The sequence below is a fragment of the Streptomyces griseorubiginosus genome, assembly GCF_036345115.1.
Classification (GTDB): domain Bacteria; phylum Actinomycetota; class Actinomycetes; order Streptomycetales; family Streptomycetaceae; genus Streptomyces; species Streptomyces griseorubiginosus_C.
Window position 1 is genome coordinate 2513635 of the sequence record NZ_CP107766.1, and the last position, 16366, is coordinate 2530000.

A 16366-nucleotide genomic window follows, 5' to 3' on the forward strand; every position below is an offset into this window, starting at 1 on the left:
CCCCACGTCGAAGGGGTTGGCCGATCTTGGCCAACCCCTTCGCGGTGAAACCGAACAGCGTGAAACCGAACAGGTCCTCAGCCGACCTGCGGGTCGCCCTTGGTGTAGGTCAGGCGCTCCACGGCGCCGGGCTGCCAGTCGTCGTCGATCTTCTTGCCGTTGACGTACAGCTGGATGGCCCCGGCGTCGCCGAGGACGAGGTTGATCTTCTCGCTGTCCTGGAAGGTCTTGGAGTCGCCCTGCTGGAGCAGTCCGTCGAAGAGCTTGCGGCCGTTGTGGTCCTTGGCGAGGATCCAGCTCTTGCCGTCGGCGGCGCTGACCTGCACGGTCACCTTGTCCTGGGGTGCCGCCGCGATGGCGCTGTCGGACGGCGTCGGCTTCGGGTCCTTGGTGGTCTTGTCGGACTTGGGCGTCGGGGGCTTGGTGGTGGCGGGCGTGGTGCCGTCGGCGACCTGGGTCGTGCCGCCGTCGTCGCCGCCCTTGAAGGCGGTGAACCCGACGAAGCCGACCACGGCGACGATCGCGGCGACCATGGCCGCGGTCCAGTTGGGTCCCCGGCGCTCTGGACGGATGCGTTCCGCCTCGAACAGCGGGGCGGCCGGGGTGGGGGCCGGACGTCCGCCGCCGTGATCGGCGGCGTACTGGTCCAGCAGCGGGGCCGGATCCAGATGGACGGCCTTGGCCAGGGTCCGGATGTGGCCCCGGGCGTACACGTCGCCACCGCAGGGGGCGAAGTCGTCCGCCTCGATGGCGTGCACGATGGCGATGCGGACCCTGGTGGCGTTGCTGACGTCGTCGACGGTCAGCCCGGCCGCGATCCGCGCCTGTTTCAGGGCGTGGCCGACGGAGAGGCGGGCTTCCTGCCGGTCGTCTTCGAACGGACGCTCGTCTTCAGGGGAGTTGCCGATGGACACGGGGGCGCCTTTCGAGCGTTTAAGCCACCTGTGCTGAGGGTTCAGTCTAGGGGGGGTGCGAAAGGGTGGGGCAACCGGGCGGTAGGACTTTGTACGCCATCGGTATGGCCGGACACGCCGATGGTGGGGCAGCAGCTTTTCGCTTCCCTCAACTTGACGTACGCCGAAGGGAAACGGTTGCTCAATGATCCCTTACGGGTGAGTCACGATCGAACATCGGTGGCCGCACCCGCTCCGGGCTCCCCTCAAGCCTCCCCGCGGATCACCGCGAGCACTCCGTCCAGCTCGTCAGCCTTCACAAGAACGTCACGTGCCTTGGACCCCTCGCTCGGTCCGACGATCCCCCGGGACTCCATCAGGTCCATCAGCCGTCCCGCCTTCGCGAACCCGACCCGCAGCTTGCGCTGGAGCATGGACGTCGACCCGAACTGCGTGGAGACGACCAGCTCGGCCGCCTGGCACAGCAGATCGAGGTCGTCGCCGATCTCCTCGTCGATCTCCTTCTTCTGCTTCGTCCCCACGACGACGTCGTCCCGGAAGACCGGCGCCATCTGGTCCTTGCAGTGCTGGACGATCGCCGCGACCTCTTCCTCGGTCACGAAGGCACCCTGCATACGGGTGGGCTTGTTGGCGCCCATCGGCAGGAAGAGCCCGTCGCCCTTGCCGATCAGCTTCTCCGCCCCCGGCTGGTCGAGGATGACCCGTGAGTCGGCGAGCGAGGAGGTGGCGAAGGCGAGCCGCGAGGGCACGTTCGCCTTGATCAGACCGGTGACGACGTCCACCGACGGCCGCTGCGTGGCGAGCACCAGGTGGATGCCGGCCGCGCGCGCGAGCTGCGTGATGCGCACGATCGCGTCCTCGACGTCCCGGGGCGCGACCATCATCAGGTCGGCGAGCTCGTCGACGATCACCAGCAGATACGGGTACGGCTGGAGCTCGCGCTCGCTGCCCTCGGGCAGCTTGACCTTGCCGTTCCTGATGGCCTCGTTGAAGTCGTCGATGTGCCGGAACCCGTAGGCCGCGAGGTCGTCGTAGCGCAGGTCCATCTCGCGTACGACCCACTGGAGCGCCTCGGCGGCCCGCTTCGGGTTGGTGATGATCGGCGTGATCAGGTGCGGGATGCCCTCGTAGGCCGTCAGCTCCACGCGCTTGGGGTCGACCAGGACCATGCGCACGTCCTCGGGGGTCGCGCGCACCATGATGGACGTGATCAGGCAGTTGATGCACGACGACTTACCCGAACCGGTGGCCCCGGCGACGAGCACGTGCGGCATCTTCGCGAGGTTGGCCATCACATAGCCGCCCTCGACGTCCTTGCCGAGCGCGACCAGCATGGGGTGCTCGTCCTCGGCGGCGGCCGCGAGCCGCAGCACGTCGCCGAGGTTGACCATCTCCCGGTCGGTGTTGGGGATCTCGATGCCGACCGCGGACTTGCCCGGGATCGGCGAGATGATCCGCACGTCCGGACTGGCGACGGCGTACGCGATGTTCTTGGCCAGCGCGGTGATCCGCTCGACCTTGACGGCGGGGCCGAGCTCGACCTCGTAGCGCGTGACCGTCGGCCCGCGCGTGAAGCCGGTGACGGCGGCGTCGACCTTGAACTCGGTGAAGACGTTCGTCAGCGACGCGACTATGGCGTCGTTGGCCGCGCTGCGCGCCTTACCCGGCCCACCACGCTCCAGCAGGTCGAGGGAGGGCAGCGAGTAGGTGATGTCGCCGGACAGCTGGAGCTGCTCCGCGCGCGCGGGCAGCTCGCTCGGCGCCTCGGGAGCGGGCTTGGTGAGGTCGGCGACCTCGACCTTGAGCTTCTCCTGCCTGGGCTTGGCGTCCTGCTTGGGCCGGGCGGCCGGGACCGGCGTGGGCACCGGGGTCGTGTCCACCCGGTCGCCCACGCTCACACCCTGGGTGAGATCGGCGACCAGCGGCGAGGGCGGCAGGCCGTGCATGACCACGCCGTCCAGGTCCGCGGCGGCGGCCGCGGCGATGTCCACGGCGTCCATCTGCCGGTCCATCGCGGGCTGTGGCACCGCGGAGCGCCTGGGACGCCCGCGACGCCGCGAGAGGGCTTCCTGCTCCGCGCCGTCGGGGTCGTACGACTCGGGCGCGGGACCGCGCCTGCGACCGCGCGCGGGCAGCGCCTCGCGCCACTGCTCGTCGTACCGCTCGTCGTCCTCGGCGAATTCGTCACCGCCCGGGTCGTGCACGATGCCGAGCCGCACCCCGAGCTCCCGCAGCCGCCGCGGGATGGCGTTGACCGGGGTGGCGGTGACGACGAGCAGGCCGAAGACGGTCAGCAGCACGAGCAGCGGTACGGCGAGGACCTCGCCCATGGTGTACGTCAGCGGGGTAGCCGCTCCCCAGCCGATGAGGCCGCCCGCGTCCCTTATGGCCTGCATGCCGTTGCTGCGGGCGGGCGAGCCGCAGGCGATGTGGACCTGGCCGAGCACCCCGATGAGGAGCGCCGACAGACCGATCACGATCCGGCCGTTGGCCTCGGGCTTCTCGGGGTGCCGGATGAAGCGGACGGCGATGACCGCGAGCAGTATCGGCACGAGGAGGTCGAGCCGGCCGAAGGCGCCCGTGACGATGATCTCGACGAGGTCACCCACGGGACCGCGCAGGTTCGACCAGGTGCCGGCGGCGACGATCAGGCCGAGGCCGAGCAGCAGGAGGGCCACGCCGTCCTTCCGGTGTGCTGGGTCGAGGTTCCTCGCGCCCTGCCCTATGCCGCGGAACACCGCGCCGACGGCATGGGCGAGGCCGAGCCAGAGGGCACGGATGAGCCGGAGGACACCACCGGTGGGACTGGGCGCGGGCCTCGGCGGCGCTGCCTTCTTCGCGGGGGCCTTCCTGGCGGCGGCTTTCTTCGCGGGGGCCTTCTTGGCAGCGGCCTTCTTCGCCGGACCCTTCGCGGGAGCGGCAGCCTTCTTGGCGGGCTGCTTCTTGGCTGCGGAGGGACGTGAGGCCATAGGTGTGAGATTACCGGTGGAGAAGGCAACGGACACGTGTGCCCGGTGCTTCACCCGTTCGTGTCGCTGCCGGAGAGGCACGGAACTGACGCGCGCTTGTGGAGCAGGTGAACTGACGGATGCTCACCGGCGATCCCGCGTCAGTTCTGCGAGGACACGGAGGGAGAGGGCCCGGTCCCGGGTTCCAGCGCGTCCAGCGCCCGCCGCAACCCCGTGAGTTTGCGTTCGAGATGGGCCGCGGTGGCCACCGCGGCCGCGTCCGCGGACTCGTCGTCCAGTTGCTTGGACAGCGCCTCCGCCTGCTCCTCGACCGCCGCCAGGCGTGCCGACAGCTCGGCGAGCAGACCGGCCGGCTCCTTGGCGTCGCCGACCGCGGACTTGCCGCCACCGCCCTCCAACTGGAGCCGCAGCAGCGCCGCCTGCTCCCGAAGCTGGCAGTTCTTCATGTAGAGCTCGACGAACACGGAGACCTTGGCGCGCAGCACCCACGGGTCGAACGGCTTGGAGATGTAGTCCACCGCGCCGGCCGCGTATCCCCGGAAGGTGTGGTGCGGGCCGTGGTTGATGGCGGTGAGGAAGATGATCGGGATGTCCCGGGTCCGCTCCCGCCGTTTGATGTGCGCCGCGGTCTCGAAGCCGTCCATGCCCGGCATCTGGACGTCCAGCAGAATCACCGCGAAGTCGTCCGTGAGCAGCGCTTTGAGCGCTTCCTCCCCGGACGATGCCCGCACCAGTGTCTGATCGAGCGCGGAGAGGATGGCCTCCAGCGCCAGCAGATTCTCCGGCCGGTCATCGACCAGGAGGATCTTGGCCTTCTGCACCATGGCCCGCCCTCCTCGCCCCGGATGTGCACCGGGTGCCGCCCCTGGGGACGACTCCCTTTCGCCGCCCGTCCTTGTGCCGGTCATCGTAGCCGCACCCTGTCTGTCGCCACACCCTGTCACCGCGATGTCACTGTGCACGTAGCAGAAACGAAGCGGGAGACCAGAAGGTTCCCCGAATCCCGTAGTTCTACACGGCGTCGGGCACACTGAGTCAGCAACTCCGCGTGTCCTTCGCGGATTCTCATCACTCCCCCCGCATCCACTGTTCCATCACCGACAGCAGGTGATCGGGATCGACGGGCTTGGTCACGTAGTCGGATGCACCCGACTCGATGGCCTTCTCCCGGTCGCCCTTCATCGCCTTCGCGGTCAGCGCGATGATCGGCAGCCCGGCGAACTGCGGCATCCTGCGGATCGCCGTCGTCGTCGCGTACCCGTCCATCTCCGGCATCATGATGTCCATCAGGACGACCGCCACGTCCTCGTGCTGTTCCAGCACCTCGATGCCCTCACGGCCGTTCTCCGCGTACAGCACCGACAGCCCGTGCTGTTCGAGGACGCTGGTGAGCGCGAACACGTTGCGGATGTCGTCGTCGACGATCAGCACCTTCTCCCCGCCGAACCGGATGCCCCGGCGCGGCTGCGGCGCGGACTGGTGCTCCACCGCCGACCACTGCTCCGGCTGTCCGATCCGCTGTTCGAGGGCGGGCGCGGTCCTGCGACGGCGCCGGAACAGCGCCGCGGCGCCGTTCTGCGTCTCCTGGTACGACTTCACCTCGGCCGGCGTCTCCACCTGGGCGCCGGACAGCCCGTTCTCCGACGTGGACGCCACCAGGTCGCCGGCCTCCAGGGCGGGCATGGACTGCTGGTAGCCCTGCGGCGGCAGTTCGCTGGGGTGCAGCGGCAAATACAGCGTGAAGGTCGATCCGCGGCCCGGCTCGCTCTGCGCGTGGATCTCACCGCCGAGCAGCTGCGCGATCTCCCGCGAGATCGACAACCCGAGACCGGTGCCGCCGTACTTGCGGCTGGTCGTGCCGTCGGCCTGCTTGAACGCCTCGAAGATCACCCGCATCTTGCTGGCCGCGATACCGATGCCGGTGTCGGTCACCGAGAACGCGATCAGGTCGGCGTCCGCGTCACGCAGCGAACCGGCCTCCAGCAACTGCTCCCGGATCGCCATCGGCACATCCCGCCCGGCGGGCCGGATGACCAGCTCGACGGCCCCGGAGTCGGTGAACTTCACCGCGTTGGACAGCAGGTTGCGCAGCACCTGGAGGAGGCGCTGCTCGTCGGTGTGCAGCGTGGCGGGCAGTTCGGGCGACACCCGTACGGACAGGTCGAGGCCCTTCTCCGCGGTCAGTGGCCGGAAGGTGGCCTCCACGTAGTCCACGAGCTGCACGAGCGCGATGCGTGTCGGGGAGACGTCCATCTTGCCCGCCTCGACCTTCGACAGGTCGAGGATGTCGTTGATCAGCTGGAGCAGGTCGGAACCGGCCCCGTGGATGGTCTCGGCGAACTCGACCTGCTTCGGGGTGAGGTTGGAGTCCGCGTTGTCGGCGAGCAGCTTGGCGAGGATGAGCAGCGAGTTGAGCGGTGTCCGCAGCTCGTGGGACATGTTGGCCAGGAACTCGCTCTTGTACCGCATGGATACGGCGAGCTGCTCGGCGCGCTCCTCCAGGACCTGCCGCGCCTCCTCGATCTCGGTGTTCTTCACCTCGATGTCGCGGTTCTGCTGGGCCAGCAGCTCGGCCTTCTCCTCCAGTTCGGCGTTGGACGCCTGGAGGGCCTTCTGCCGGTTCTCCAACTCGGCCGACCGCTCCCGGAGTTGCTCGGTCAGCTCCTGCGACTGCTTCAGCAGCACCTCCGTCTTGGTGTTGACGGAGATGGTGTTGACGCTGGTCGCGATCATCTCGGCGATCTGGTTGAGGAAGTCCTTCTGGATCTGCGTGAAGGGTGTGAAGGAAGCGAGCTCGATGACACCGAGCACCTTCCCTTCGAACAGCACCGGAAGGACGATCACTTGCGCGGGCGGCGCCTCGCCGAGACCGGAGGAGATCTTCAGGTAGCCGCTGGGCGCGTTCTCCACCAGGATCGTGCGCTTCTCCTCGGCGGCCGTCCCGATGAGGGCCTCCCCCGGCCGGAACGACGTCGGCATGGAGCCCATCGAGTAGCCGTACGACCCGAGCATCCGCAGCTCGTACTGGTCCTCGGCCTCGGCGCTCAGGTCCTTGCCGTCCAGGAGCGGCATCGCGACGAAGAACGCCCCGTGCTGGGCGGTCACCACCGGCGTCAGCTCGCTCATGATCAGCGAGGCGACATCCTCCAGGTCCCGGCGGCCCTGCATGAGCGCCGAGATACGGGCCAGGTTGCCCTTGAGCCAGTCCTGCTCCTTGTTGGCGATCGTGGTGTCGCGCAGGTTGGCGATCATCTTGTTGATGTAGTCCTGGAGTTCCTGGATCTCGCCGGACGCGTCCACGTCGATCTTCAGGTTCAGGTCACCCCGGGTCACCGCTGTGGCGACCCGCGCGATGGCGCGCACCTGCCGGGTTAGGTTTCCTGCCATTTCGTTCACGGACTCGGTCAGGTCCCGCCAGGTGCCGTCGACGTCCCGCACCCGTGCCTGGCCGCCGAGCTGTCCTTCGGTGCCCACCTCCCGGGCCACTCGGGTGACCTCCTCGGCGAACGAGGACAACTGGTCGACCATCGTGTTGATGGTGGTCTTCAGCTCCAGGATCTCGCCGCGCGCGTCGATGTCGATCTTCTTGGTCAGGTCACCCTTGGCGATGGCCGTGGTCACCATGGCGATGTTCCGCACCTGACCGGTCAGGTTGGACGCCATCTGGTTCACGGACTCGGTGAGGTCCTTCCAGGTGCCGGCCACGCCGGGCACCCGGGCCTGACCGCCCAGGATGCCGTCCGTGCCCACCTCACGGGCCACCTTGGTGACCTGGTCGGCGAACGAACTCAGCGTCTTCACCATGGTGTTGAAGGTGTCCGCGAGCTGCGCGACCTCGCCGCGCGCCTCGATCGTCACCGTCCGCGTCAGGTCACCGTTGGCGACCGCGTTCGCGACCTGGGAGATGTTGCGCACCTGCATGGTCAGGTTGTTGGCCATCAGGTTCACGTTGTCGCTGAGGTCCTTCCAGATGCCCGTGACACCCGGAACGTGCGCCTGGCCGCCCAGGATGCCCTCGGTGCCCACCTCGCGGGCCACCCGGGTCACCTGCTCGGCGAAGGACGACAGCTGGTCGACCATCGTGTTGACGGTGGTGACGAGTTCGAGGATCTCGCCCTTCGCGTCGACGGTGATCTTCTTCGACAGGTCGCCCTTGGCGACCGCGGTCGTGACCTCGGCGATGTTGCGCACCTGAATGGTCAGGTTGTTCGCCATGAAGTTCACGGACTGCGTGAGGTCCTTCCAGGTGCCGGAGACCCCCTGCACCTCGGCCTGCCCACCGAGGATGCCCTCGGTACCCACCTCACGGGCCACCCGCGTCACCTGGTCGGCGAAGCTGGAGAGCTGGTCCACCATCGTGTTGAGGGTGTTCTTCAGCTCCAGGATCTCGCCCCGGGCGTCCACGTCGATCTTCTGCGACAGGTCACCCCGGGCCACCGCGGTGGCCACCTGGGCGATGTTCCGCACCTGGGCAGTAAGGTTTCCTGCCATTCCGTTCACGGAGTCGGTGAGGTCCCGCCACACACCGGCAACCCCGGGCACCTGCGCCTGTCCGCCGAGGCGGCCCTCGGTACCCACCTCGCGGGCCACCCGGGTCACCTGGTCGGCGAAGGCGGAGAGCTGGTCGACCATCGTGTTGATGGTGTTCTTCAGCTCCAGGATCTCGCCGCGCGCGTCCACGTCGATCTTCTGCGACAGGTCACCCCGGGCCACCGCGGTCGTCACCTGGGCGATCTGCCGCACCTGGGAGGTGAGGTTGCCACCCATGAAGTTGACGGAGTCGGTGAGCTCCTTCCAGGTCCCGGAGACCCCCGGCACGACGGCCTGACCGCCCAGTCGGCCCTCGGTGCCCACGTCCCGGGCCATCCGCGTCACCTGGTCGGCGAAGGCGGACAGCTGGTCCACCATCGTGTTCACGGTGTTCTTCAGCTGGAGCATCTCGCCGGAGACGTCCACGGTGACCTTCTGCGACAGGTCACCGTTGGCCACCGCAGTCGTCACCTGGGCGATGTTCCTCACCTGACCGGTGAGGTTCCTGAACGCGGTGTTGACGGAGTCGGTGAGGTCCTTCCACGTACCGGCGGCCCCGGGCACCTGCGCCTGACCGCCCAGCTCACCCTCGACACCAATCTCACGGGCCACGCGCGTGACCTCGGCACCGAACGCGGAGAGCTGGTCCACCATCCCGTTGACGGTGTTCTTCAGCTCCAGCATCTCGCCGGCCACGTCCACGGTGACCTTCTGCGACAGATCACCGTTGGCGACCGCCGTCGTCACCGCGGCGATGTCCCGCACCTGAGTGGTGAGGTTACGGAAGACCGTGTTCACCGAGTCGGTGAGGTCCTTCCACGTCCCCGCCGCACCCGGCACGTTCGCCTGCCCGCCGAGCTGCCCCTCGGCCCCGACCTCGTTGGCCACCCGTGTGACCTCGTCCGCGAAGATCCGCAGCGTCTCGGTCATCTGGTTGATCGTGTCGGCCAGCTGCGCGACCTCACCGCGTGCGGAGACCGTCACCTTCTGCGACAGGTCACCGTTGGCGACCGCCGTCGTCACCTGGGCGATCCCGCGCACCTGGGCCGTCAGGTTGCCGGCCATCAGGTTCACCGAATCGGTGAGGTCCTTCCACACCCCGGCCACACCCGGCACCTGCGCCTGGCCGCCGAGCTCACCCTCGACACCCACCTCGCGCGCGACGCGGGTCACCTCGGAGGAGAAGGAGGACAGCTGGTCCACCATCGTGTTGACGGTGTTCTTCAGCTCCAGCATCTCGCCGGCCACGTGCACGGTGACCTTGCGGGACAGGTCACCCTTGGCGACCGCCGTGGTCACCAGCGCGATGTCCCGCACCTGGGCCGTCAGCCGGTACGCCATCGTGTTGACGGACTCGGTCAGGTCCTTCCAGGAACCCGACATGCCACGCACGCGTGCCTGCCCGCCGAGCTTGCCCTCGGTGCCGACCTCACTGGCCACGCGGGTGACCTCGTCGGTGAACGTCGAGAGCTGATCGACAAGGTTGTTTACAGTCCGCCCGACCTTAAGGAACTCCCCGCGCAGCGGATGCCCCGTCCCGTCCGGCGCCTGGGTCCTGAGCTCCATGCGGGGCGACAGATCGCCCTCCGCGACCGCGGACAGCACCCGGCCGACCTCGGAGACGGGCCGTACGAGATCGTCCACCAACGCGTTGGAGGCGTCGATGGCTGCCGCCCAGGAGCCCTCACAGGCACCTGTTTCCAGCCGTTCCGTGAGCTTGCCCTCACGGCCCACCATGCGCCGCACCCGCGACAGCTCACCCGTCAGGTGCAGGTTGCGGTCGGCCACCTCGTTGAAAACGGCCGCGATCTCCGACATCACGCCGTCGCCGGACACCGTGAGGCGCTTGCGGAAGTTCCCGTCCCGCATGGAGACCAGCGCGGCCAACAGCCGGTTCAGGGCGGCCGTGTCCACCGCGGTGGTCCCGTTGCGTGGTTTGCGCTGGTTGCTCGGGGACTGTCCGCCTTTCGCGCGCGTCTTAGTGCCCCGCGTCGCTGCGCCAGACTCCACTGTGTCCCTCCCGCAGGGGTCGACCGTTACTGCTGTGCTCGGGTGGTGCCGCGCGGCATACCGGTTGCTGCCGCGCGCTCCTGCTTACTACAGCGATATTTCAACCGGGCGTGCAAAGCCGCACCACGGGCTGCTGCCCGTCTCACGCGGAAGGCACTCGGCCTGCCCGAACCTTCTTCAGGAGCCTGCCCAGTGTTTCACCCAGGTTGAACCCGGCCATAACAGTTCGGCAGCTTCGCACATCGTCCGCACACCCTCCGGACGGAAACACTGCAGACCGGCATCCGCATGGCCGTCGAAGGTAAGTAACCTTGCATGCGGCTGTCCAGCCGAGCCGGTCCGTCCGGCCTGGGCGGTGGCACGAGCACGAGCGGGCATCGGAGGGCGGCCGCACACATGACCACCGGACTGATCCCCGGGGGACAGAACCCGGACCCCCGGCCGACGGGCGGTCTGCCGCAGCAGCGGCACCAGCCGGTCGGCCAGGCAGCCCTGCACGTCGACAACAGGTCGAGGAGTTCTGTGATCACCGCGCGCGCGGCCGCCAGCTTCGAGCCCGTCGGACGATCGGTGGCGACCGCCCGCTCGTTCGTCCGTGACACCCTCCAGGGCTGGGGATTCGCCGACATCGTCGACGACGCGGTCGTCCTGACCAGCGAACTCGTCACGAATGCGGTGGTCCACGCGGGCACGTCCGCGGACGTCCTGTGCCTGCGCAGTGACGAAGGTGTACGGATCGAGGTGGCCGACCGCTACCCCGAGCGCGAGATCCCGCTCCAGGGCCAGGCCGTCAACATGGGCAACCTGGACCGCGAAGGCGGCCGCGGCCTCCAGCTCTGCGCCGCGCTCGCCGGCCGCTGGGGCGTCGAGTACACCCCCACCCAGAAGCAGGTCTGGTTCCAGCTCGACCTGCCCGAGCGCCGGGTGGGCACCCGCACGGCCGGCCCGTCCCTGCCCGCCGACCTCCTCCCGCTGGCCGACGGCCGGGTCCGCGTCGCCGTCGTCCAGATCGACCGCACATGCGCCATCACCTCGTGGAACGAGGACGCCGAGGAACTCTTCGGCTACGCCGCCGAACAAGTGATCGGCAAGCCCCTCACCGACCTCGCGGCCTGGCCACACACCCCCGGCACCGGCACCGGCATCGCCGAGGCCCTCCGGCTCTCGCGCTGGGAGGGCAGTTACGGCATCAGGGCCGCCAACGGCCGCGTCACTTCGGTGTACGCCTCCCACCTGCGCGTCCGCGACACCGGCGGCGAGCCCTCCACGGTCTGCCTCCTGGTGCGCGACCACGAACGAGCCGTACTCCAGACGCCGTTGCGGGTCGCCGCCTCCGACACCACCACGTCCTCCGACGGCCAGAGCACCGACCCCTTCGAGGTGTTCATCGGCTCACCCGCCCCGGACGACCTCGACGGCCTCCTCCAGCGCACGGTCGAACGCGCCCGCGACATGCTCGACGGCGACTCCGCCTTCCTGCTCCTCGCGACCGACGACGAGACGGAGTTGGAGGTCCGCGCCTCCACCGGACTGCCCTCCGCCCGCCAGCGCTTCGCACGCGTGCCCGTCGAGGCGGGCCCCGGCCGCTACGGCTCCGCCCGCATGCCGGCCGTCCACGACGACCTGTCGGCCGTACCGGGCGCCGTACCCCTCCTGAACGGCACCGGGATGCGCTCGGTCGTCACCGTCCCGCTGAAGGTCGAGGGCCGCCTCACCGGCTCCCTCGGCGTGGCCGCGGAAGCCCCCGGCAGATACTCCAACGAAGAGGCCCTGCGCCTCCAATTCGCCGCCGACCGCATCGCGTTGGCCGTCGAGTCGGCCCGCCTGGGCGAGCTGGAACGCCTGCGTCGCGGCTCCCTCAGCTTCCTCGTCGAGGCCTCCGACCTCCTCGCCGGCACCCTGGACCGCGATCAGACCCTGGCCCTCATGGCCCAGATGACCGTCCCGACCCTGGCCACCTGGTGCGCCGTCTACACGATCGCCGACCAGGCCTCGGAGCCCTATCTGTCGTACGTCCTACACGAGGACGAGGAACTCATCGACGGCATCAAGTCGCTGCTCTCGAAGGTCCAGCCCCCGGACCCGGTCCCCACCCCCGGCGCCCGCGTCTGGTCCGCGCCCGGCGAGGCGGCCCATCAGGCGGCCCTGCGCAGCTCCATGCGCAGCCTCGGCCTCAGCGGCGGCCCCACCCACCAGATCGCCTCCGGAATCGGCCCCACGCTCGCCACAGCCTCCGCGGTGGGCGGCGAGACCGTCGTCCTCCCCCTGGTCGCCCGCAACCGCGTCATCGGCATGCTCACCCTCGGCAAGCCCACCGACGAACACTTCCGTCAGGAAATCCTGGAACTGGCCGAGGACTTGAGCCGCCGGGCCGCCCTCGCCCTGGACAACGCCCGCCTCTACTCCGAGCGCACCGCGATCAGCCAGTCCCTCCAGCGCAGCCTCCTGCCCCCCGAGCTCCCCGAGATCGACGGCGTCGAGGTCGAGGTCATCTACCGCGCGGCCGGCGAGGGCAACGAGGTCGGCGGCGACTTCTACGACGTCTTCCCCATCAGCGACGGCGCCTACGGCTTCGCCATCGGTGACGTCTGCGGTACGGGCCCGAACGCGGCGGCGGTGACGGGCCTGGCCCGCCATGCCCTCCGCCTCCTGGCCCGCGAGGGCCTCAGCGGCCCGGCGGTCCTGGAGCGCCTGAACTCCGCGATCCTCGACGAGGGCGCCCGCAGCCGCTTCCTGACCCTGCTCTACGGTGAGTTGTGGCCGCAGGAGGACGGCAGCGCCCGCCTGAAGGTCGTCTGCGCCGGCCACCCGCTCCCGCTCCGCCTGCGCCAGGACGGCACCGTCGAACCGGCCGCCGAGCCCCAGCCGCTCCTCGGCGTCATGGAGGACCTGGAGCTCTACGAGCAGACGGTCACCCTCGACCCGGGCGATGTCCTCCTCTGCGTCACCGACGGCGTCACGGAACGCCGGGAGGGCACCCGCATGCTGGGCGACGACGGCCTCGCCGACGTCCTGACCACCTGCACGGGCCTGACGGCCGGCGCGGTCGCGGCCCGCATCATGCGCGCGGTCGAGCGTTTCGCCTCCGACGCCCCGTCCGACGACATGGCGATCCTGGCGATGCGCGTCCCGGGTCTCCACAAGGACTGAGAGAAAGCACGAAAAAGGCCCCGCCCGATTGGGCGGGGCCTTTTGGCTGAGCCCCCTAACGGAATCGAACCGTTGACCTTCTCCTTACCATGGAGACGCTCTGCCGACTGAGCTAAGGGGGCCTGTCGCCTTTTCGAGGTTTCCCTCGCGGCAACGGAATAGATCATACCCCGAACAGAGCCGTGCTCCCAACCCGCTCAGAAAGCAGGCTGAAGCAGTCCCCCGAGCGCATTGCACGCGGCCACGACCCGCTGCATGTCCCGCTTGGTCAACGAGGCGTCCACCGGCAGGGCGAGCGTCTCGTCGGCGGCCCGCTCGGTCTCCGGCAGCGACACACAGCGCCGGAACTCCGGCAGCCGGTGCACGGGCGTCTTCACCGGCACCCGGCAGTCAACTCCCTTGCCGCGCAGAGCTCGGGCGAAGGCATCACGGTCCGGTCGCCCGTTCCCCGGGACCCGCACCACGTACTGCTGATAGGTGTGCCCGACCCCGCCGTCCGGCGTGCGCACCCCCCGCAGCTTCCCGTCGAGATAACAGGCCCGCTCCCGACGCTGGGCGACCTCGTCGTACGGCGCCTCGGACTCGCCCTCCTGCAGGACCAGCAGCCCGTGCCGTTGCCCGACCTCGAGCAGCCGCCGCATGTCGGCCGGCCGTCCGAAGCGATGGACGACAACGACGGCCGCGGTCCGCGGAGTTACGGCTGCTTCGACGGCGGACGCGTCAAGGCAGTAGGTCGACGGATGTATGTCCGCGAACACCGGGAGCGCACCGGCGAGTGTCACCGCCTCCGCAACCTCGACGTTCCCGAAGGCCGGTACGACGACCTCGTCACCGACTCCGACGCCGGCGGCCCTGAGCATTGCAGCAGTACCCATGCCGAGGATGGTGGTTGTGCAACGTGAACTTCAAGTGACGCCGAACAAAAAAGGGTTGGACCCCGAACCGAAGTTCAGGATCCAACCCTTTTGAATAATTGTTCGGCGGTGTCCTACTCTCCCACAGGGTCCCCCCTGCAGTACCATCGGCGCTGTAAGGCTTAGCTTCCGGGTTCGGAATGTAACCGGGCGTTTCCCTCACGCTATGACCACCGAAACACTATGAAACTAGACCGGAAAACACACAGTCGTTGCCTCAGAACTAACACAGTGGACGCGAGCAAATATGGACAAGCCCTCGGCCTATTAGTACCGGTCACCTCCAGCGGTTACCCGCCTTCCAGATCCGGCCTATCAACCCAGTCGTCTACTGGGAGCCTTAACCCCTCAAAGGGGGTGGGAATACTCATCTCGAAGCAGGCTTCCCGCTTAGATGCTTTCAGCGGTTATCCCTCCCGAACGTAGCCAACCAGCCATGCCCTTGGCAGAACAACTGGCACACCAGAGGTTCGTCCGTCCCGGTCCTCTCGTACTAGGGACAGCCCTTCTCAATATTCCTACGCGCGCAGCGGATAGGGACCGAACTGTCTCACGACGTTCTAAACCCAGCTCGCGTACCGCTTTAATGGGCGAACAGCCCAACCCTTGGGACCGACTCCAGCCCCAGGATGCGACGAGCCGACATCGAGGTGCCAAACCATCCCGTCGATATGGACTCTTGGGGAAGATCAGCCTGTTATCCCCGGGGTACCTTTTATCCGTTGAGCGACGGCGCTTCCACAAGCCACCGCCGGATCACTAGTCCCGACTTTCGTCCCTGCTCGACCCGTCGGTCTCACAGTCAAGCTCCCTTGTGCACTTACACTCAACACCTGATTACCAACCAGGCTGAGGGAACCTTTGGGCGCCTCCGTTACCCTTTAGGAGGCAACCGCCCCAGTTAAACTACCCATCAGACACTGTCCCTGATCCGGATCACGGACCCAGGTTAGACATCCAGCACGACCAGACTGGTATTTCAACGACGACTCACCGCGAACTGGCGTCCGCGTTTCAAAGTCTCCCAGCTATCCTACACAAGCCGAACCGAACACCAATATCAAACTGTAGTAAAGGTCCCGGGGTCTTTCCGTCCTGCTGCGCGAAACGAGCATCTTTACTCGTAGTGCAATTTCACCGGGCCTATGGTTGAGACAGTCGAGAAGTCGTTACGCCATTCGTGCAGGTCGGAACTTACCCGACAAGGAATTTCGCTACCTTAGGATGGTTATAGTTACCACCGCCGTTTACTGGCGCTTAAGTTCTCAGCTTCGCCACACCGAAATGTGACTAACCGGTCCCCTTAACGTTCCAGCACCGGGCAGGCGTCAGTCCGTATACATCGCCTTACGGCTTCGCACGGACCTGTGTTTTTAGTAAACAGTCGCTTCTCGCTGGTCTCTGCGGCCACCCCCAGCTCACCAAGTAAATTGGATCACCAGGTGTGGCCCCCCTTCTCCCGAAGTTACGGGGGCATTTTGCCGAGTTCCTTAACCATAGTTCACCCGAACGCCTCGGTATTCTCTACCTGACCACCTGAGTCGGTTTAGGGTACGGGCCGCCATGAAACTCGCTAGAGGCTTTTCTCGACAGCATAGGATCATCCACTTCACCACAATCGGCTCGGCATCAGGTCTCAGACACAAGAGTGGCGGATTTGCCTACCACTCGTCCTACACCCTTACCCCGGGACAACCACCGCCCGGGATGGACTACCTTCCTGCGTCACCCCATCACTCACCTACTGCAAGTCTGGTTCGTCGGCTCCACCACTCCCCTTTGCCCGAAGGCTCCGGGGCGGCTTCACGGACTTAGCATCGCCTGGTTCGATGTTTGACGCTTCACAGCGGGTACCGGAATATCAACCGGTTATCCATCG

Annotated in this window: 6 protein-coding genes, 1 tRNA gene and 2 rRNA genes (1 of these 9 cut by a window edge); 1 reads left to right on the forward strand and 8 read right to left on the reverse strand. The window is 67.6% G+C overall.

The genetic code is table 11. The features are described 5' to 3' along the window. Nucleotides 1-77 precede the first annotated feature (77 nt). From OHN19_RS11170 to OHN19_RS11185, 4 genes are all read right to left on the reverse strand, one after another. Nucleotides 78-914: a helix-turn-helix domain-containing protein gene (locus tag OHN19_RS11170; protein WP_330264051.1), complete on the reverse strand. Its 837-nt coding sequence runs from the start codon at nt 912-914 to the stop codon at nt 78-80. 245 nt (nt 915-1159) lie between these two features. Then, entirely contained in the window at nt 1160-3883 is a 2724-nt protein-coding gene (locus OHN19_RS11175) for a DNA translocase FtsK (protein WP_330264052.1), read from the reverse strand. Between the two features lie 140 nt (nt 3884-4023). Further along, complete coding sequence (locus tag OHN19_RS11180) at nt 4024-4707, reverse strand: response regulator (protein ID WP_330264053.1); 684 nt, start codon at nt 4705-4707, stop codon at nt 4024-4026. Between the two features lie 244 nt (nt 4708-4951). Then, entirely contained in the window at nt 4952-10423 is a 5472-nt protein-coding gene (locus OHN19_RS11185) for a HAMP domain-containing protein (RefSeq protein ID WP_330264054.1), read from the reverse strand. A gap of 396 nt (nt 10424-10819) precedes the next feature. On the opposite strand from OHN19_RS11185, the gene OHN19_RS11190 reads away from it, so the two are divergent. Further along, nucleotides 10820-13573, forward strand: a complete 2754-nt coding sequence (locus OHN19_RS11190; RefSeq protein WP_330264055.1) for a SpoIIE family protein phosphatase — start codon at nt 10820-10822, stop codon at nt 13571-13573. A 49-nt stretch (nt 13574-13622) separates the two neighbouring features. Here OHN19_RS11190 and OHN19_RS11195 read toward each other — a convergent pair. The 4 genes from OHN19_RS11195 to OHN19_RS11210 all read right to left on the reverse strand — a co-directional run. Further along, nucleotides 13623-13695 (reverse strand) — tRNA-Thr (locus tag OHN19_RS11195). 75 nt (nt 13696-13770) lie between these two features. Beyond that, nucleotides 13771-14433 (reverse strand): DegT/DnrJ/EryC1/StrS family aminotransferase, encoded by a 663-nt coding sequence (locus OHN19_RS11200; protein ID WP_330269583.1) that lies wholly within the window; start codon nt 14431-14433, stop codon nt 13771-13773. A gap of 115 nt (nt 14434-14548) precedes the next feature. After that, nucleotides 14549-14665, reverse strand: a 5S ribosomal RNA gene (rrf, locus tag OHN19_RS11205). A 69-nt stretch (nt 14666-14734) separates the two neighbouring features. Further along, nucleotides 14735-16366 (reverse strand): 23S ribosomal RNA (locus OHN19_RS11210) (it continues 1491 nt past the right edge of the window).